14 protein-coding genes are annotated in these 18,495 nt (G+C 60.1%); 7 read left to right on the forward strand and 7 right to left on the reverse strand.

Annotated features, from left to right (window positions below):
* Window positions 1-182: 182 nt before the first annotated feature.
* The gene (locus tag KL786_RS17545) at window positions 183-1,043 is read right to left on the reverse strand and encodes a LysR family transcriptional regulator (protein WP_215518426.1); all 861 of its coding nucleotides are present in this window, start codon (window positions 1,041-1,043) and stop codon (window positions 183-185) included.
* Window positions 1,044-1,156: 113 nt separating this feature from the next.
* Between KL786_RS17545 and KL786_RS17550 the strand changes: the two genes are divergently transcribed.
* The 6 genes from KL786_RS17550 (at window position 1,157) to KL786_RS17575 (ending at window position 7,291) form a co-directional block, all read left to right on the forward strand.
* Window positions 1,157-1,570, forward strand: coding sequence for a VOC family protein (locus KL786_RS17550; protein WP_215518427.1), 414 nt, complete (start codon window positions 1,157-1,159; stop codon window positions 1,568-1,570).
* Window positions 1,571-1,718: 148 nt separating this feature from the next.
* Entirely contained in the window at window positions 1,719-2,747 is a 1,029-nt protein-coding gene (locus KL786_RS17555) for an amino acid ABC transporter substrate-binding protein (RefSeq protein WP_215518428.1), read from the forward strand.
* 64 nt (window positions 2,748-2,811) lie between these two features.
* On the forward strand, window positions 2,812-3,990 hold the full coding sequence (locus KL786_RS17560; protein WP_215518429.1) for an amino acid ABC transporter permease: 1,179 nt from the start codon (window positions 2,812-2,814) through the stop codon (window positions 3,988-3,990).
* A gap of 10 nt (window positions 3,991-4,000) precedes the next feature.
* A complete protein-coding gene (locus tag KL786_RS17565; RefSeq protein ID WP_215518430.1) occupies window positions 4,001-5,098 on the forward strand; it encodes an amino acid ABC transporter permease in 1,098 nt (365 codons plus the stop codon).
* A 10-nt stretch (window positions 5,099-5,108) separates the two neighbouring features.
* Window positions 5,109-5,873, forward strand: coding sequence for an amino acid ABC transporter ATP-binding protein (locus KL786_RS17570; RefSeq protein WP_215518431.1), 765 nt, complete (start codon window positions 5,109-5,111; stop codon window positions 5,871-5,873).
* A gap of 134 nt (window positions 5,874-6,007) precedes the next feature.
* Window positions 6,008-7,291 (forward strand): amidase, encoded by a 1,284-nt coding sequence (locus KL786_RS17575; RefSeq protein WP_215518432.1) that lies wholly within the window; start codon window positions 6,008-6,010, stop codon window positions 7,289-7,291.
* Window positions 7,292-7,420: 129 nt separating this feature from the next.
* Here the strand turns inward: KL786_RS17575 and KL786_RS17580 are convergent, their stop codons facing one another.
* From KL786_RS17580 to KL786_RS17605, 6 genes are all read right to left on the reverse strand, one after another.
* The gene (locus KL786_RS17580) at window positions 7,421-8,794 is read right to left on the reverse strand and encodes a DUF1329 domain-containing protein (protein WP_215518433.1); all 1,374 of its coding nucleotides are present in this window, start codon (window positions 8,792-8,794) and stop codon (window positions 7,421-7,423) included.
* A 34-nt stretch (window positions 8,795-8,828) separates the two neighbouring features.
* Window positions 8,829-10,814 (reverse strand): DUF1302 domain-containing protein, encoded by a 1,986-nt coding sequence (locus KL786_RS17585; protein WP_215518434.1) that lies wholly within the window; start codon window positions 10,812-10,814, stop codon window positions 8,829-8,831.
* Window positions 10,815-10,871: 57 nt separating this feature from the next.
* Entirely contained in the window at window positions 10,872-12,182 is a 1,311-nt protein-coding gene (locus KL786_RS17590) for a phospholipase (protein WP_215518435.1), read from the reverse strand.
* A gap of 226 nt (window positions 12,183-12,408) precedes the next feature.
* Complete coding sequence (locus tag KL786_RS17595; protein WP_215518436.1) at window positions 12,409-13,998, reverse strand: FGGY-family carbohydrate kinase; 1,590 nt, start codon at window positions 13,996-13,998, stop codon at window positions 12,409-12,411.
* Window positions 13,999-14,008: 10 nt separating this feature from the next.
* Window positions 14,009-15,598: a glycerol-3-phosphate dehydrogenase/oxidase gene (locus KL786_RS17600; protein WP_215518437.1), complete on the reverse strand. Its 1,590-nt coding sequence runs from the start codon at window positions 15,596-15,598 to the stop codon at window positions 14,009-14,011.
* Window positions 15,599-15,602: 4 nt separating this feature from the next.
* On the reverse strand, window positions 15,603-17,198 hold the full coding sequence (locus KL786_RS17605; protein WP_215518438.1) for an FAD-binding oxidoreductase: 1,596 nt from the start codon (window positions 17,196-17,198) through the stop codon (window positions 15,603-15,605).
* A gap of 229 nt (window positions 17,199-17,427) precedes the next feature.
* On the opposite strand from KL786_RS17605, the gene gliR reads away from it, so the two are divergent.
* Window positions 17,428-18,447, forward strand: a complete 1,020-nt coding sequence (gene gliR / locus KL786_RS17610) for an AraC family transcriptional regulator GliR (RefSeq protein WP_215518439.1) — start codon at window positions 17,428-17,430, stop codon at window positions 18,445-18,447.
* The last annotated feature ends 48 nt before the right edge of the window (window positions 18,448-18,495 follow it).

The following is an 18,495-nucleotide window of genomic DNA, read 5'->3' on the forward strand; positions in this document are numbered from 1 at the left end:
CCGCGAAGCACACAGGGGCACTTGGTCAGAGAAGTAAACCTGGATGACCTGGCCCACACTTGGAATTCAAGAAATCTCTTGGTTCTGGCGCAAAATACTGTGCAACGGATCTTGCTGAGCGCTATCGCTTTTTTGATGATGCGCAAACTGCTATTCAAGAAAAGACATGATAAAAATAAATTTTAGTTTGTTGAAAGTGCTTTGTGCAAAACGATCAACATGTTTGGCCGGTCAGTCTGAACATGGCTGATCAGCACAATCTCTCTGTCATACCGAGCATTGTCTACCCAGTCCACAGCGCACTTATGGCCCCAATGTTCAAAGCCGGACCAATACGGCACAAGGCTGACGCCAAGACCTTCGGTTACCAGCATGGCAATTGTCTCTAGTGCGTCCAGATCCACCAGTGGCGTCGGCATTAAGCCATTGTCAGCCAAGTAATGCTCAGCATGACGTCCGCCCCACGAATCTGGATCGTACCGAATATAGGAATGGGTTTTCAGTTGAGCAAGGATACTGTCTGAAGACTTTTCCTTCGACAGGAAAACCAGGGGTTCCTTTCGTAGTGACGCCATCTGCAAAGCTTTTGGCAATTCAAAGGGCGGAGCTACCAATATGGCAGCGTCCAGTTCGCCAGAGAGAAGGGCTTGATACAACGAACGCGACGTTCCTGGCACGATAACCGGCTTGATGCCTGGCGCTAATTCAGTCAGGGCCCGCAATGCTCCGGGTAGCAGACCGGTCAGAACGGTCGAAATTGCTCCTATTCTCAACTTTCCCGTAAGCCCCCCCACGTCGGCGTCTCCCGCCAGTAACTCAACCTCGCGAACGATGCGTTTAGCTCTGGGCAATAGAGCAAGACAGGCTTCACTCGGCTTGGCTGCGTGTCCGACGCGAGACAGTAGTTCAAAGCCGAGTTGCCGTTCTAACGCGAGAACTCGCTGACTGACCGCTGCTGCTGTCAGTCCTTCCACGCGCGCGGCATGGGCTATGGAACCGCATTCCACAACCGTGATGAGGCTTTTCAGATAGCGCGAATCCATAAAAAATTCTTTTGATGACCGTGAAAATTACATGCTATCTCTTTTCATAAAAACAGCACAAGCTTCGTCCGGTCCAGTCATTTCCACCTTCCGGTGGTTTTTAGGAGCAGCCGATGCAGTCGATTTTTCATTTTGCTTATCACGTCCGCGATTTGGAGCTTTCCCGCCAGTTCTACTGCGATTTGCTGGGTTGCGAGGAAGGTCGTAGCACCGATACGTGGGTAGACGTCAATTTTTTTGGGCATCAACTATCGTTGCACTTGGGCGAACCATTCCCTGTGAGTAACACAGGAAAGGTAGGCGACCATATGGTGCCGATGCCCCATCTTGGCGTGATATTGAAAATATCAGACTGGATTGCTTTAAAAGACCGCCTGATCAAGGCCGACGTAAAGTTTGTTCTTTCACCTAACATCCGTTTTCCAGGAGAGCCCGGTGAGCAAGCAACAATGTTCTTCCTAGACCCCGCCGGAAATCCTATCGAGATAAAAGGATTCGCTGAATTGGAATCAGTTTACGCAACTTGAAGTCATTCCTGTTGATGCAATTCCATAAAGTTCCAACACTAAGGTTAAGACAAGTTCACACGATTAATTCGTCGAACGCTTACCAGCATTCGACGACACTCAAGCGTCTAATAAAAACAACAACGATATACAAACTTGAGGTATTGGAATGAATATTTTCAAACTCACCTGGGTTGCATTAACCGCAGCCTCCATGATTGGAGTCAGTAGTGCAGCTCTGGCAGGTTCCACGCTGGACGCCATTCAGAAGAAAGGTTTCATTCAATGCGGCGTCTCCGATGGGTTACCAGGTTTCTCCGTTCCGGATTCCACGGGCAAGATTGTTGGTATAGACGCCGACGTCTGTCGTGCCGTAGCAGCTGCAGTGTTCGGTGATGCAACCAAAGTGAAGTTCAGCCAGTTGAACGCCAAGGAGCGTTTTACTGCTCTTCAGTCAGGCGAAATTGATGTGCTGTCGCGCAACACTACCTGGTCCAGTTCTCGAGATGCAGGCATGGGCCTGGTGTTCGCCGGAGTGACTTACTACGACGGAGTAGGCTTCCTGGTGAACAACAAGCTCGGCGTTAAGAGCGCCAAAGAGCTCGACGGCGCGACCATCTGCATTCAAGCCGGTACTACAACTGAACTCAATGTTTCCGATTATTTCCGCGCCAATGGTCTGAAGTACATCCCAATCACCTTTGACACCTCTGACGAAAGTGCTAAATCGCTGGAAAGCGGTCGTTGCGACGTGTTGACCTCCGACAAGTCGCAACTCTACGCACAACGCAGCAAGCTGGCATCGCCGAAGGACTACGTGGTACTGCCAGAAACCATCTCCAAGGAACCTCTGGGGCCGGTCGTACGTAAAGGCGATGAGGAGTGGTTCAGCATCGTCAAGTGGACCCTGTTCGCCATGCTCAACGCTGAAGAAGCAGGCATTACGTCAAAGAACGTAGGGGCGGAAGCCAAAGCCACCAAAAACCCGGACGTCGCACGTCTACTGGGCGCAGAAGGTGACTACGGCAAGGACCTGAAACTGCCAAATGACTGGGTCGTGAAGATCGTCAGTCAAGTTGGCAACTACAGCGAAATCTTCGAGCGCAACCTCGGTAAAGACACCCCGCTGGAAATTGCTCGTGGCCAAAACGCCCTGTGGAACCTGGGTGGTCTCCAATACGCACCTCCAGTGCGCTGATCAACCCTCCCCTGGCAGTTTTTCTGCCAGGGGTTGTTCCAAAGCATTTTCACTGGAGCACCTCATGCAAAATCATATCGTCGCACCCAATGGGCTTTCCCTGACAGATCCACGTGTGCGTGCATGGCTATTCCAGATCATCACAGTTGTCGCGGTGGTCTCTCTGGGCTGGTTTCTGTTCGATAACACGCAAACCAACCTTCAACACCGGGGCATTACCTCCGGCTTCAGTTTTCTGGAGCGCAGTGCCGGTTTCGGCATCGCTCAACATCTGATCGACTACACCGAATCGGACAGCTATGCCCGGGTGTTTGTCATCGGCCTGCTCAACACGCTGCTGGTGACCTTCATCGGCGTGATCCTGGCGACGATCCTCGGGTTCATCGTTGGTGTGTCACGACTGTCGAAGAACTGGATCATTGCCAAGCTGGCGACGGTGTATGTAGAGGTTTTTCGTAACATTCCGCCGCTGCTGCAAATCCTGTTCTGGTACTTCGCGGTGTTTCTGACCATGCCGGGGCCACGTAACAGCCATAACTTCGGTGACACCTTCTTTGTCAGCAGTCGCGGCCTGAACATGCCGGCCGCGTTGGCTGCGGATGGTTTCTGGCCGTTTGTGGTCAGCATCGTCGTGGCCATTGTCGCCATCGTGCTGATGAGCCGTTGGGCCACCAAGCGCTTCGAAGCGACCGGGGTATCGTTCCACAAGTTCTGGGTGGGCCTGGCGCTGTTCCTGGTGATCCCGGCGCTGTGCGCATTGATCTTCGGCGCGCCCGTGCACTGGGAAATGCCGAAGCTGCAAGGCTTCAACTTCGTCGGTGGCTGGGTGCTGATCCCGGAACTGCTGGCGCTGACCCTGGCCCTGACGGTGTACACCGCGGCGTTCATCGCTGAGATCGTGCGTTCGGGCATCAAGTCGGTCAGCCATGGCCAGACCGAAGCGGCGCACTCGCTGGGTTTGCGCAACGGTCCGACCCTGCGCAAGGTGATCATCCCCCAAGCCCTGCGCGTGATCATTCCACCGCTGACCAGCCAATACCTGAACCTGGCGAAGAACTCCTCGCTGGCGGCCGGTATCGGTTATCCGGAAATGGTCTCGTTGTTCGCCGGCACGGTGCTCAACCAGACCGGGCAGGCGATCGAGGTGATTGCCATCACTATGAGTGTGTACCTGGCGATCAGTATCAGCATTTCCCTGCTGATGAACTGGTACAACAAGCGCATTGCGCTGATCGAGCGGTAAGGAAAAGCGCATGACGACCCATACTTTCAAGCCTGACATGCCACCACCGAACAGAAGCATCGGGGTGGTGGCGTGGATGCGCGCGAACATGTTCTCCAACTGGCTCAACACCCTGCTGACCCTGTTCGCGTTCTACCTTATTTACCTGGTGGTCCCGCCGATTCTGGAATGGGCGATCCTCGATGCCAACTGGGTTGGCACCAGCCAGGCTGACTGCACGAAGGAAGGCGCCTGCTGGGTATTTATCCAACAGCGTTTCGGCCAGTTCATGTACGGCTACTACCCAGCGGACCTGCGCTGGCGCGTTGACCTGACCGTGTGGCTGGCAGTCATCGGCGTGGCACCGTTGTTTATCTCGCGCTTGCACCATAAAGCGGTGTATGGCCTGAGCTTCCTGGTGCTGTACCCGATTATTGCCTGGTGCCTGTTGCACGGCGGCGTGTTCAGCCTGAGCGCCGTGGCGACCAGCCAATGGGGCGGGCTGATGCTGACCCTGGTGATCGCCACTGTCGGCATCGCCGGCGCCTTGCCGCTGGGCATCATGCTGGCGTTGGGGCGGCGCTCGAATATGCCGGCGATTCGTGTGATCTGCGTGACCTTCATCGAGTTCTGGCGCGGCGTACCGTTGATCACCGTGCTGTTCATGTCCTCGGTGATGCTGCCGTTGTTCCTGCCTGAAGGCATGAACTTCGACAAACTGCTGCGGGCACTGATCGGCGTGATCCTGTTCCAGTCGGCCTACGTCGCCGAAGTGGTGCGCGGTGGTCTGCAAGCGATTCCCAAAGGTCAGTACGAAGCGGCCGCAGCGATGGGCCTGGGGTACTGGCGCAGCATGGGCCTGGTGATTCTGCCGCAAGCCCTGAAGCTGGTAATCCCTGGCATCGTCAACACCTTCATTGCGCTGTTCAAGGACACGAGCCTTGTGATCATCATCGGCCTGTTCGACTTGCTCAACAGCGTCAAACAAGCCGCCGCCGACACGAAATGGTTGGGCATGGCCACCGAAGGCTATGTGTTCGCGGCCCTGGTGTTCTGGATTTTCTGTTTTGGTATGTCGCGCTATTCCATGCATCTGGAACGCAAGCTCGACACTGGCCATAAGCGTTAGGAGTTCTCTGATGAGCGAAGCAATCAAACAGCCTGTGAGCCCTGAAGGCATTATTCAGATGCAGGGCGTGAACAAGTGGTACGGCCAGTTCCACGTGTTGAAAGATATCAACCTGAACGTTAAACAGGGCGAGCGTATCGTGCTGTGCGGCCCGTCGGGTTCCGGCAAATCCACCACCATCCGTTGCCTCAACCGTCTGGAAGAACACCAGCAGGGCCGCATCGTGGTCGATGGCGTGGAGTTGACCAACGACCTCAAGCAGATCGAAAGCGTGCGCCGCGAAGTGGGCATGGTGTTCCAGCACTTCAACCTGTTCCCGCACCTGACCATCCTGCAAAACTGCACGCTGGCGCCGATGTGGGTGCGCAAGATGCCCAAGCGCAAGGCCGAGGAAATCGCCATGCACTACCTGGAGCGCGTGCGCATCCCGGAGCAGGCCCACAAGTTTCCGGGGCAGTTGTCCGGTGGTCAGCAACAGCGCGTGGCGATTGCCCGGGCGTTGTGCATGAAACCCAAGATCATGCTATTCGACGAGCCGACCTCGGCACTCGACCCGGAAATGGTGAAAGAGGTTCTCGACACCATGATCGGCCTGGCTGAAGACGGCATGACCATGCTCTGTGTGACCCACGAAATGGGCTTCGCTCGCACCGTAGCCGACCGGGTGATCTTCATGGACAAGGGAGAAATCGTCGAACAGGCCGCGCCGAACGACTTCTTCGACAATCCGCAGAATGAACGGACCAGATTGTTCCTGAGCCAGATCCTCCACTAAATAGCTGAATACATAGGGCTCTGCTGGATGCTTCTCGGCGAGCCCCTTTGAAGATGAAACTGGAAATTCTATCAAGTGGCTGTACGACAGCCGTTTAATTACTCGTCAGGTTATCAGCGGAGCAAAGGAACGATATGTACAGTTTTAGTAATTCTGATGCCACTGCCATTTCGGAGTTGGTACGTTCGGATGTCGTGAGCGAAGAGACGGTAGCCGAACACTTTCTTGAATATGTTGAGTCGCGAGAGCCGAGCATAAAAGCTTTCGTTTCTTTCGACCCTGACTGGGTGCGCACTCAAGCTTGCCAATTAACAAAGACTAGAGCGAAAGGTCTCCTAGCAGGTGTTCCAGTAGGGATCAAAGATAACTATGACACCGTGGATCATCCCACCCGGTTTTACTCTTTTATCTATGATGACAACTGCCCATCGCGTGACGCGCATGTCGTTTCACTACTGCGCAAGGCAGGAGCAGTCATTATGGGTAAGACCCACACCACCGAGTTTGCTTACATGCATACCGGCCCTACCCACAATCCACATGATCTTGACAGAACCCCTGGAAGTTCCAGTGCCGGATCGGCAGCTGGGATGGCGGCTGGTTTTTTCCCGGTCGCTTTGGGGACACAGACGGCCGGATCATTGATAAAGCCCGCATCCTATTGTGGAGTTTATGCCTTCAAGCCTTCGTATGGGTTGGTTTCTCTCGAGGGGGTCAAACCATTAGCACCAAGTTTCGACACGGTAGGTTGGTATGGCCGCTCCGTACGTGACCTGGACCTGATAGCTCAAGTCTTGATCCCTGGTTTTCCGGAGCGCACTCATGAAAGCCATGTACGGTCGTTCGGCTTTTGTCGTACGGCCCGTTGGGATCAGGTAGACAAGGACGTGGCCAAATCACTGGAGGCCGCTGTAGAAGAATTGCGATCGGCAGGGCATCAAGTGAGCGAGGTGCTGCTGCCCGAGGAGTTTTCCGCTGTATTTGATGACCATCTGCTGATAAACGACTGCGAGGGAGCTAGATCACTCGCCACAGAACTGCAAATGCACCCGGACAAACTGAGCATAGAACTGCTAGCGATGTTCGAGCGCGCTAGTTTGACAACCTGGGAGCAAGAGTCAGCAGCAAAAAGGCGTTTAGCAAAGTTGACCCCAATTTTGGAAGAGATACTCAAGCCTTTTGACGCAGTCTTAGGTGCGAGCTGTGGCATCGTCGCCCCGTTGGGCCTTGGAGCCACCGGACCTTCCGATTTCATCAAGTTTTGGATGGCATTTGGACTGCCTCAAATCAATATTCCTCTAGTTCGGAAAATAGGGGCACTTCCGGTAGGACTTCAAATGATCGGAGGATTTAGAAACGACAGCACTCTGCTACAAACTGCTGAGCAGGTTGATGCGGTGCTGAGGGGGGCCTGCTAATAGGTTGAGGCAGGAATGGCAGCCACCTGCCATTCCTGCAGGACAAATTCCCAGAGGCAGAATCACCGCAACGAGCAAAGAGCCGCACCCTCAAGCGCAGCTCTCGCGAACTAATCAACAACAACAGCCCTACCGAGTCCCGCGCAACCGCAACCCTGCCGGCATAAAGTAAGAGTCCTCCGGAATCACCTGGCCAAAATCCACCGTCTGTGGCTCCTCATTATCAAGGTTCTGCACGTAATACCGCCGTGCCTGCAGGTCATGGAACACGTCCAATGCACTCCAGGTAGTTGGCAAATCGTAGAAGTTTTTCAGGTAGGCCATCGACACCCGCCACAGTTCGCCACGGCCGTCGTACTGGTCGACCACCGCTGCGCCCCAGCTGTCTTCATCAAGGTACAGCACGCGTTTGGAGTACAGGTGTCGCGCCGTTGGTTTGAGGGTGCCTTCGACTACCCACACGCGGTGCAGTTCGTAGCGGGTGTATTGCGGGTTGAGGTGGCCGACTTTAAGCAGGTCGGCGTATTTCACGTCGGCGCTGGCAACTTTGTAGTTGTTGTAGGGGATGTAGATTTCCTTCTTGCCCAGCAGTTTCCAGTCGTAGCGATCCGGTGAGCCGTTGAACATGTCGGTGTCGTCCGCCGTGCGCAGGCCATCGGAGGATGAGATCGGTGTGTCGTAGGCCAGGTTCGGCGCGCGGCGTACGCGGCGTTGGCCGGCGTCGTAGATCCAGGCTTGGCGGGCGTCTTTGATCTGGTCGAGGGTCTCGTGCACCAGGGTCGCGCCACCGGCCAGGCGGGCCGGGCTTTTTACGAAGGTCAGGTAGTAGAACAGGATGTTTTTCAGGTCGGCGTATTGCCCGCCCTGGCGGTAGTAGTTGAACAGCCCTTCTTGCTGCGCCGTGACCAGGGCGAAGCTGCCATTACGCTGCACGGGCGCCTCCGAGGCGCGGCGGACCACGTAGGTGCCACGATAGCGGGTGATGTGGTTCCACAGCGCTTCCACGCCACTTTGCGGAATGGGGAATGGCACGCCGCCAAAGGCATCGGCGAAGCCGGTGCCGCCGTCCAGCAGCTTGGCGCTGGTGGCGTTCTTGAAGGTGTTGTCATACACCCACTGCGGCGCCGAGCCGGAGCGCCGGCTTGGGTAGATGGGCATCTGGAAGCTGTCGGGGTAGCTGTTGAACAAGGCGATCTCGCCCGCCGTCAGGTTGGCCTTGTACTGTTCCAGGTTGGCCTTGGTGATGGTGAACAGCGGTTTGTCGCCGGCAAAAGGGTCGACGTGGTGCTTGCCCTTTTCATAGCCCTTGGGCGCCTGGGTGATGCCGCCCTCCCAGGTCGGGATGGTGCCGGCGGCATTGCCCGCGCGCTCGGCGCCGAAGGGTGTGAGCTGGGACTTGAGCTGTTGCGCATCTTGGGGCGAGAGCGCAGCAAGTGCATTGCCAGCGGCCAGGCCGAGGGCCAGCGCCAGGCTGGCGGTGAGTATTCGATGTGTCTGAAACATGGCAAATCTCCAAAGAACCAGTGCGGACAGCGGCTTACAGGAAGTACTTGAGGTTGAAACCGATGTTGTCGCGGTCGCGGATAACGTTGTTCTGCCCGCCACCAAAGAACTCGGTGTATTGCAGCTCGGCTTCCAGCTTGTTCTGGTAGTTGGCCTTGAGCCCCAGGGTGTAAGCCTTGCGCCCCTCGATATAGTTGCCGGCCTGATAGGAGTTGCCTTTGAAGTCGTCCTTGTAGACCACATAAGGCGACAGGTTGACCCCGGCGTACACGTCGTTCCAGGTACCGTTGAACATCACCGTATAGCTGTAGGAATCACGGTTGACCTGATCATCACGATCGCCACCAGAGACGTAGGAAGTGTTGCCGCTACCCGCGTAGTAGCGGGTACTGCCATCGTAGGCCTGGTACTTCAGGCTGCTGCCGCGCAAGTGCTCGGAGGCCAGTTCGAAGACCCCGAACAGCGAGTCGAAGCTCAGGCCCGGACCGAAGTTGTAGATGCTGCCCACCGAGGTGTTGAACGCCTCGACCCGCTCGGCGTTGTTGATCTGGCTGTCGAGGTTGACCATCTGCCCGCCGACATTGATGAACTGCCCGCCCGCCGCTGCGCCGGCACCATTGGCCAAGTCACCGATCAGGTCGTTGGTGGCGGCGATGCCGATCGGCAGGTTCGGCCGGTAGGCCAGCTCGCCGAACACCGAGGCATTGCCCAGGGTGGTGTTGAAACTGAAGCCGTACATGCGGATGTCTTCGGCATAACGCCGATGCGCCTGGATGTTGCCCATCACATCCACCGTCGCCAGGCCATTGGCCAAGACCGCCGCCTGGCTGCCGGCCACCGACGACAGCATGCTGGTCAGTGCCGCCATGTCGATGCCCTTGTAGCCCGCCAAGTCGGCGGCAATAGTCGGCTCCTTGGCGTGGTAGTTGACCAGGTACAGGCCGAACTCGGTGCTGTTGAGTTCCTCGGCGATATAACGGAAGGCGAAGCCGAACTGGCCATCGTTGCGCGCGTTGTAGTCCTTGCCGATCGACGCCACCTTGAGGGTGTTGCCGTAGGCCGGGGTCATGCCGTTGGCGTAGAGCCCGGTGCTGCGCAGCATGCCCCCGAGCATCGGGTTGTTGCCCAGCGCATCGTACAGGCCGATGACGTTGCCGCCGATGGGCGTCGGGGTGTCGAGGGCGCTGCCGGTGAAATTGTTGTAGCCGGTGCGGCCGCCATCGGCGAACAGGTCGCTCTGGGAGTAGAAGGTGCCGACCGGATCGATGCGTGTCTCCTTCCAGTTCCACTGGTAGAAACTCTCCATCGACAGGTTGTCGCTCAGCCCGATATTGAAGCTGATGGCTTCCACCGGCATCAGCACTTCCTTGACCTCGGCACCCGGCAGGCGGTATTTGGCCGCGTCCACCGGGTTGGTGGTGTTGACCCCGCCGCGATAGAAGATGCCCTCGCCCCAGTTGAATACCTGGCGCCCCAGCCGGGCAGTCAGCGGAATCTGGCCAACGTCCCAGTTGCCGTAGACGTAGGAGTCGAGAATCTCTACGCGGCTGCCGGCAATATCCCGGGTCTGGTCAGTGAAGTGGTTATCCTGGGGATGGCTCTGGCTGGGTTGCGATGGGCTGTTGTTGCGGTAGTAATCGTTGCGCTTGTCCATGATCTGGGTGTCATAGAACGCCGTGCCACGCACGAACAACCCGTAGTTCTGGTAGTTGGCTTCCAGCTCTGACGTGATCTTGTACACCTCGGAAACCAACCCGGTATCGAAGTTGCGATTGCCGTCGTTGGTGTTGACGTCGTCGTTGCCCTTGTCCCGCCCCTGGACCCGCCACAGGCGCCCATAAGACAGGGTACTGTCGAGCGAGCCGGTGACCTGCTTGTCCAGCAGGCTGAACTCCATGGCCTGCACGTTCCCGCCACTGCACAGTTGCAGCAGGCCCACCAGGCCGACACCCGCCCCAGTGGATTTGATGGACCATTTACCCTCGGATCCCGAGCCTTGCGCGCGCACTGTCGTGCTCATTGCGGTCTCTCCCCTGCAATCTTTCTTGTTGTTATTGCACTGCGATGTTCTGTTGTTTCACTGCGCCGGCGCCGGGCGGTCGAGGCCGGCCCGGACGTAGTTGCGACTGTGGGCGCCGAAGTGGCGCAGCAACTGCACCAACTGCTCGTTGAGCCGGGCATGGTCGTAGCGCTCGGCGGGCAACTGGTTGCCGGCACTGAAGCTCTGGGTTGCACCAGGCGTGGCCAACCACTGGCCGATGGCCTCGTCGAATGCCACCGCCTGGGCATCCGCCTCGGCGCTGACCACTTGGCGCAGGTAGTCCACCGAATAGGCAGGGTAAGCAGCGTCCTGGGTAGTGTCGGCGTAGGCCGCCAGCATCGGGTTGCTCGCCCCTGTCAGCAGCAGGTGACGTAACCAGGCAAACTGGTAGCGCTCCACCTCGTTGTGGCGCGTGGCGACACGTTCGATTGCCGCCCGTTTGTCGCTGTCATAGCCGGCCAGGGCCTTGCCTTCCATCAGCAACATGCTGGTCAGGTCGTCGCCCGGCAGCGTAGTGGCGTGATAGGGTTGGGTCAGGTCTTGCAGGTAGTGCATGCCCCAGCCCAGGAAGCGATAGCCCCAGTAGGGATGGCCATTGGCGAAGGCAAAACGCGCCAGGCCGAAGTACTGGTAGGCCCTCCAATCCGGCCAGTTGCGCAGCAGGAACGGCGCTGCGGCATACACCACCGCGCTCTCGTGGAAGAAGCCCATATGGAACGGCGCCTGGGAGCTGTACTGGAAACGCGCGTCGCCAAACGACTGCTCGCCGAAGCCATACAACGCGCCGACGTCACCCGGGTTGTCGCTGAACAAGTTGATATCGTGGCCGTAGTCCGGCTCGTCGGCGGCGGTCGCCAGCACCGCCAGCGGCGCGACCTCCTGCCCTGGCTGCAACTGGACAAAGCGCTGGCGATTCCACGGTGAGAGGGTCTGCTCGACCATCACGGCGGCGGCCTTGAGTTGCGGGCGGCCGGCCAGCTCTTCGCCGGGCATGGGCTGGATCACCTGGGCCAGATGGATCTGTGGATTGACCCGAAGGGCCATGAGGAAGTCGCGACGCAGATCCGCCCCGGGCTGCGGCGTCAGGCGCAGGTTGTCGGGGCGCGGCGGGTAATCGGGAAAGTGGCTGCGGGCGAAGTTTTCCTGCTCGTCCAACAGGGCCACAAGGCCAAGGTATTGCTGGGAAAGAAACTGCTCAAGGGACTCGACCTGCACCTTTGGCGCCTCGCGCAACGCCGGCAAGTCTTGCAGGGCCAGGTAGCTGCCCACGCTGTGATTGGACCATGCGCCGACCCCGGGCGACAGACTCCACAGCCCCAGGCACAGCAGCAACGACGGCAACTTCATGGCTTTACGCTCTTGTTGTAGATGCGTTCAGCCTAACAATCCGGGTATGCCCCGACACTGTCCGATCTTGCCAAAAAGACTCTCCAATAGCGCCACGTAGCGGGGTCTAATGCCACTACTGTAGGAGCGAGCTTGCTCGCGAAGGACGTCAACGATAACGCGTGCTTGCAGGATAAACGCGGCGCTCTCAAGTTCTTCGCGAGCAAGCTCGCTCCTACAGGGGGGCCTACGCCGGGTAGCCGGTGATCTCGCGGATGCTCTGGTACAGCGGCTTGAGCTGGCGATACATGTGCAGGTAGACCTCGCGGTACAAGCGGTCGTACATCTGTTGCGCCTCAGGCTGGGGCATGAAGACTTCGGCGGTACGGGTCATGGCAGCGATGGCCGTATCAAAATCCGGGTACAGCCCAAGCCCCACGGCACAGGCAATCCCCGCCCCCAGCCCGGACGCCTCGAACACATGCGGACGCTCGGCGGGCAAGCCAAAGATATCCGCGGTGAGTTGCATCGCCGCGTCGCTCTGGGAGCCGCCACCGGCCACGCGTAGGCGCTTGATCGGGGTTTTCGAACGGCGCTCGATACGCTCCTTGCCCTGGCGCAGTGCATAGGCCAGGCCCTCAAGAATCGCCCGGTAGATATGCGCCCGGGTGTGCACATCGCCAAAGCCGATCATCGCGCCCTTGGCCTCCACCCCTGGCTCACGGATACCCGGCGACCAGTAGGGTTGCAAGGTCAGGCCCATGGAGCCGGGCGGCACCGCGTTGACCAGCGCATCAAACAATTGTTCCGGTTCCAGGCCCTGCTCGCGGGCCTGCTGCATTTCCCGCAGGCCGAACTCGTTCTTGAACCAGCTGACCATCCAGTAGCCGCGATAGATCATCACTTCGCAGTTGTAGTGATCAGGGATCGCCGCCGGGTAAGGCGGGATCAGCGGGACAATCTCCAGATAGCGCGAGCGGGTGGTGGTGATGGTCGCCGTGGTGCCGTAGGACAGGCACGCGGTCGTGGCCTCCACCACGCCGGAACCAAGCACCTCGCAAGCCTTGTCGGAGCCAGCGGCAATCAGTGGCAACCCCTCCGGGATCCCGGTATGGCGGCTGGCCTCGGCGGTGATGCGGCCCAGCTCTTCCCCCGGTTTGTACAGGCTCGGCAGTTGTTCTGCACGCACCGCCAGGGCCTGCCATTTCCAGTCCCGGGGGGCGGCCCAGCGCAGATGCTTGAAGTCGAAAGGCAAGTAGCCCACGCAACAGCCCACCGAGTCGACAAAACGTCCGGTCAGGCGATGGCTGAGAAACCCCGAGAGCAGCAGGAACTTGTCAGTGGCCGCCCAGATATCCGGCTGATGCTGGGCGATCCAGTTGGCCTCGGCCTGGGCGCGAAAGTAATCCACCGTGGCCTGGGCGCCAATCAGCTTGAACAGCCAGCCCCAGGGCCCCTTGATCCCGCCCTCCGGCTCGCACTGGCGCTGGTCGAGCCAAAGGATGGCCGGCCGCAGCGCCTGGCCCTGGGCATCGACATTGATCAACGTGCCGCGCTGGGTGGTCAGGGACACGCCACGGATCAGACTGCGATCGATGCCGGTCTGCGCCCACAACTGCTGGCAGGCCTCCCCCAGTTTGCGCCAGTAATAATCCGGGTCCTGCTCGGCCCAGCCGGGTTGGCTGGAATAGTAGGCCTGCAACTCGACCTTGCCTTTGCCCAACAGGTTGCCCTGCAGGTCGAACAACAGCGCACGAACACTCTGGGTGCCGTTGTCGATCGCCAGCACATAGTCTTTGCCGGGGGTGTTGTTATCCACGAAGCTCTCTTTTTTCATGAAGCTCTCTTCAGATCGAGGCGCAGGGTACGCTGTGATGGCGTTGCCAGAGTTGCAGGTAGCGCTGCTGTTCCTGTTCCCAGCGCGCATCGTCCCAACCCAGGCGCGGCTGGCACAGCCGGCGGATGTCCGCCAGGTAGTGGGCCGCGCCTTCGGCCAATAGCAGGCCGAGGCGAGTGCGGCGCAACAACAGGTCGTCCAGGTGCAAAACCATCTCGGTCTCGGCGGCAAACGCCAGCTCCGCCCACAAGGTATCGCTGGCCCCGACGCAATCGCTGCCCAAGGTGCGTATCAAGCTGGCCAGGCGCGGCAGATCGCGGCCATGACGCCCGGCCAGACGTCGCACGCCGGCGTCGCTCAGACCGGGAATCGCCTGCAACGGTACAGCCTGGAACACCGGCGCGCCGTCATCCTCCAGGGGTTTGCCGAGCATCCCGGCACAGGCCCGCAGTACCTCGATGGCCTGGGGCCTGAAGGTGGTCAATTTGCCTCCCGCCAGGGTCACGCAGCCGGGCTCCTGCCACAGCACGTGCTCGCGGGTTTCATTCGATGGCTTGGCCTGGGAGTCGGCGGCGCCCACTACCGGGCGCACCCCGGACCAGGTACACAACACGTCCGCCGCCGTCACCTGGGATTGGGGAAATGGCTGGGCGCAAGCCTCCAGCAAGTAGTCGAGTTCCTCACAGGTGATGCTCGCACCAAGGTCCAGATCCTCGCGGTGATCCAGGTCGGTAGTGCCCACCACTGTGGCCCCTTCCCACGGAAAGACAAACACCGGACGCCCGTCGCGCCGATGCATGAAACTGAAGGCATGGGCCACCGGCAAGCGCCAGCCCGGCAACAACAGATGGCTACCACGCAAGGGCCGCAACTGGCGCTGCCCGCCGCCCGGTTGCAGGCGCTCAGCCCAGGCTCCGGTGGCCACCGCCAGCACCGCGCAGCGCACTTGCATAACCGCGCCTCCCTCAGTGTCCTCGACCTCGACCCCACACACACGCTCGCCGTCGCGCAACACCTGGCGCACCCGCAGGCCATTGAGCGCCCAGGCGCCATCGGCACGGGCCTCGGCCAGCACGCGCATGACCAGCCGCGCATCGTCGGTCAGCGCATCGCGAAACTGCGAAGCCCCCAGCAGCCCCGGTTCCTTCAGGCCCGGTGCCAGATAGCGCAGTTGCTCAGGCTTGTGGAACTGGCGGCTGCGACAACCGGCCAGCGCGTCATACAGGCGCAGCAAACCGCCGAATACCCGCGGCCCGGGAAACCCGCCGCGATAGTGCGGCATCAGGAAACTCATGGGGTCCACCAACCCCGGTGCCTCGCCCATCAAGCGTTGGCGCTCGCGCACCGAATCACGGGCCAGGCGCCACTGCCCCTTGGCGATGTAGCGCAGGCCACCATGGACCATTTTCGACGAGCGGCTGGAAGTACCCCAGGCAAAGTCCCGCTGCTCCAGCAGCAGGCAGCGCCAGCCGCGCCGGGCCGCCTCGCGCAGGATCCCGGCGCCACTGATGCCGCCACCGATCACGATCAGGTCCCAGGTTTCATTCGCCAGTTGCGGCAGCACGGCTTCGCGCCATTGGGCATTCCAGTCATTGCTCATGGGCCTAGTCTTCCAGCAGCGTGCCGGGGTTGAGGCGCCCGGCCGGATCGAAATGCCGGCTCAGGCTGTGCAGCGCAGCCATCGCCAATTCGCCTTTCTCCCTCGGCAGGTAGGGCGCGTGGTCCTTGCCCACGCCATGCTGGTGGCTGATGGTGCCGTGGTTTTCGACGATAGTGCGGCTGGCCGCCTGCTTCAGGGCCTTCCAGCGTTCGAGGGTGGCCGGGTAATCCGCCGCCGGGCGGAACACATAGCTGGTGTAGATGCTCGACCCTTCGCCATAGACATGGGATAGATGGGTGAACACATGGACCCGCTCGCCCTCGGCCGCCAGGCAATCGCGCAGGCTGGCCTCGATCGCGTGCAGCAAGGCGTCGACATGGCACCAGTCGGTCGCGGTCTCCAGGGTGTCGACCACGTAGCCGGCCTGCCAGAGGTTCTCCCGCAGATAGGGGAAGCGAAAGCGGTTCTGTTGCCATTTCTTGCCCAGCAGGGTGCCGGTGAACACGCCGCCAAAGGCCTTCAAATGCTGACGCGCCTGGCGCAACGACAGGGCATTCTGCCGACGATTGCCGGTGACCCCGAAGGTCAGCAGGCATTTGCCCTCGCCAGCCCCGCGTAGCGCCAGGTAGCGTTCCAGCCAGGCGATTTGGTTGGGGTGGCCGGCCAGCGCCAGTTGGGTCTGGGTTTCCATGGCATTGGACAGGCGCAGCATCGACAGCGGCACCCGTGCCTGCACCAATTGCCGGATAGCCTGTAGGGCACGGGGCCAGTCCGGCAGGAACACGCCATAGAAGCGCTCATCCTCGGGCAGCGCACTGACCCGCACCTTGACCTGGGAAATGATGCCGAAGCGCCCTTCACTGCCCAGCACCACTTCCCTCAGGTCGGGGCCGGCGGCCGAAGCCGGGAAGGTCGGGATCTCCAGCGGCCCGGCGAACGTCTCCAGGGTGCCACCGGCGAACAGTTGCTCGATCCGCCCGTAGCGCAGCGATTGCTGGCCGCTGGAGCGGCTGGCCACCCAGCCACCCAGGGTCGACAGTTCCCAGGACTGCGGAAAGTGCCCCAGGGTGTAGCCTTTGGCCCGCAACTGACTCTCCACCTGGGGGCCACTGGCGCCAGGGCCGAAGGTGGCGATCAGGCTTTGCTCGTCCAGGTCGAGCAGGCGACCCATGTGTGCCAGGGACACCGTCAGCACCGGGCGCAAGGACGCCGACGGGTTGATATGCCCGGCCACCGAGGTTCCACCACCATAGGGAATCAGGCACAGGTCAGCACTGTCGGCCAGGGCCAGCAACTGGCGGATCTGCTCGACACTTTCCGGCAGGGCCACTGCATCCGGATACTGACCCAGCGCACCTTCACGCAAGGCCAGCCAGTCCGGCAGGCTCTGGCCTCGGGCATGCATCAGGCGGTCCCGGGGTTCGATGCTGTAAAGCCGATGGGGCGCCAGGCGCGAGGCGGGAACCCGGGCCAGGGCGCTGTCCAGGCTGGCGTCAGGCAGGGTGTGCCCGTCGCCCAATCGCTCGCGTAAAAACGCCGCCCCATGGGCCGGCATCTCCATCTGCGTGGTTTCTTCGCCCCAGCCGTTCCAGCGTCGCATGCCTGTTTCTCCCAGCAGATCGTGTGATTTTCAGTCCACCCATACTAATCAGCCGGCGCAAGCTGTCACGGTCGCATCAGGACAAATGGAGTAGCCAATTGGGTCAATCGGCCCATTACCCGATGTCGCCACGGGAGCATTTACTTTAGCCACGGTTTCAAATTACCTTGCCAGCCATCGAAGCGCGCAAGGTAATGCCGCCGGCAACACCCCCGCCAGGAACCCAATCATGCAGACACTCGGCTCGACCTCAGTCCCTCCTCTGCTGAAATACCTGCGCCATGCCGAACACCTCGGCGTGGCGACCGCCCCCGCCCTGGCGGCGGCCGGGATCACGGCCGGCCAACTGGATGACAATAGCCTGCGCCTGCCCGTGGAAGCCCACGAACGCCTGCTGGAGTACTTCTGCGAACATTCCGGGGACCTGCTGTTCGGGCTCAATTCGGCGCGGTTCGTGTTGCCCAACTCGTGGAGCGTGCTGGGTTACATCACCATGAACTGCGCCACCCTGGGCGAGGCGATGAACCGCATCATGCCGTTCGAAAAGCTGGTGGGCGACATGGGCACCAGCCGTGCGGAAATGGTCGATGAGCAAGTGCGACTGATCTGGAACTGCCGCCACCAGCAGCCACGGATCCGTCGGCATATGGTCGAGAACGTGCTGGCGTCCTGGCTGGTGTATGCACGCTGGATTGCCGACACCGAGCTGTCGCCCAGCCAGGTGCTGCTCGAACACCCGTTGCCGGACGGCGCGCAACTCAGCCAATACGAGGACTTCTTCGGTTGCCCGGTGTTATTCGAGCAACCCTGCTCGGCCCTGGTGGCGCCCTTGAGTTATCTGCAAACACCCCTGCGCCAGGCCGACGCGCAATTGCTGCGCACCCTGGAGGAACATGCCCTGGCCCTGATGGCCTCGCTGGACGATTCGACCCTGGCGCTACGGGTGAAGAACGCCCTGCGCCAGTTGCTCAAGGAAGGCCTGCCGCGCAAGGAGCAGGTAGCCGAGCAGTTCGCCATGTCGGTGCGCACCTTACAGCGCCAGTTACAGCAGGCCGGCACGTCCTACCAGCAGATCCTCGACGACCTGCGCCAGGAACTGGCCGAGCACTACCTGCTGCACAGCGACCTGCCGATCCAGGACATCGCCCAGTACCTGGGTTTCACCGAGCCGCGCTCGTTCCACCGCACCTTCAAGAGCCGCACCGGCGTGCCGCCGGGCGAGTATCGGCAGACTCACCGTGGGAGCTGAGGGCGCCACTGCCGACTAGAAAGCCATTGCCCTTGACTCTCCCCTATA

Source organism: Pseudomonas sp. TAE6080 (assembly GCF_018732265.1).
In the GTDB taxonomy this organism is placed as follows: Bacteria; Pseudomonadota; Gammaproteobacteria; order Pseudomonadales; family Pseudomonadaceae; genus Aquipseudomonas; species Aquipseudomonas brenneri.

Coding starts and splice junctions, on each gene's coding strand:
- KL786_RS17545 (WP_215518426.1), bottom strand. CDS start 1,043: ATGGATTCGCGCTATCTGAAAAGCCTCATCACGGTTGTGGAATGCGGT.
- KL786_RS17550 (WP_215518427.1), top strand. CDS start 1,157: ATGCAGTCGATTTTTCATTTTGCTTATCACGTCCGCGATTTGGAGCTT.
- KL786_RS17555 (WP_215518428.1), top strand. CDS start 1,719: ATGAATATTTTCAAACTCACCTGGGTTGCATTAACCGCAGCCTCCATG.
- KL786_RS17560 (WP_215518429.1), top strand. CDS start 2,812: ATGCAAAATCATATCGTCGCACCCAATGGGCTTTCCCTGACAGATCCA.
- KL786_RS17565 (WP_215518430.1), top strand. CDS start 4,001: ATGACGACCCATACTTTCAAGCCTGACATGCCACCACCGAACAGAAGC.
- KL786_RS17570 (WP_215518431.1), top strand. CDS start 5,109: ATGAGCGAAGCAATCAAACAGCCTGTGAGCCCTGAAGGCATTATTCAG.
- KL786_RS17575 (WP_215518432.1), top strand. CDS start 6,008: ATGTACAGTTTTAGTAATTCTGATGCCACTGCCATTTCGGAGTTGGTA.
- KL786_RS17580 (WP_215518433.1), bottom strand. CDS start 8,794: ATGTTTCAGACACATCGAATACTCACCGCCAGCCTGGCGCTGGCCCTC.
- KL786_RS17585 (WP_215518434.1), bottom strand. CDS start 10,814: ATGAGCACGACAGTGCGCGCGCAAGGCTCGGGATCCGAGGGTAAATGG.
- KL786_RS17590 (WP_215518435.1), bottom strand. CDS start 12,182: ATGAAGTTGCCGTCGTTGCTGCTGTGCCTGGGGCTGTGGAGTCTGTCG.
- KL786_RS17595 (WP_215518436.1), bottom strand. CDS start 13,998: ATGAAAAAAGAGAGCTTCGTGGATAACAACACCCCCGGCAAAGACTAT.
- KL786_RS17600 (WP_215518437.1), bottom strand. CDS start 15,598: ATGAGCAATGACTGGAATGCCCAATGGCGCGAAGCCGTGCTGCCGCAA.
- KL786_RS17605 (WP_215518438.1), bottom strand. CDS start 17,198: ATGCGACGCTGGAACGGCTGGGGCGAAGAAACCACGCAGATGGAGATG.
- gliR (WP_215518439.1), top strand. CDS start 17,428: ATGCAGACACTCGGCTCGACCTCAGTCCCTCCTCTGCTGAAATACCTG.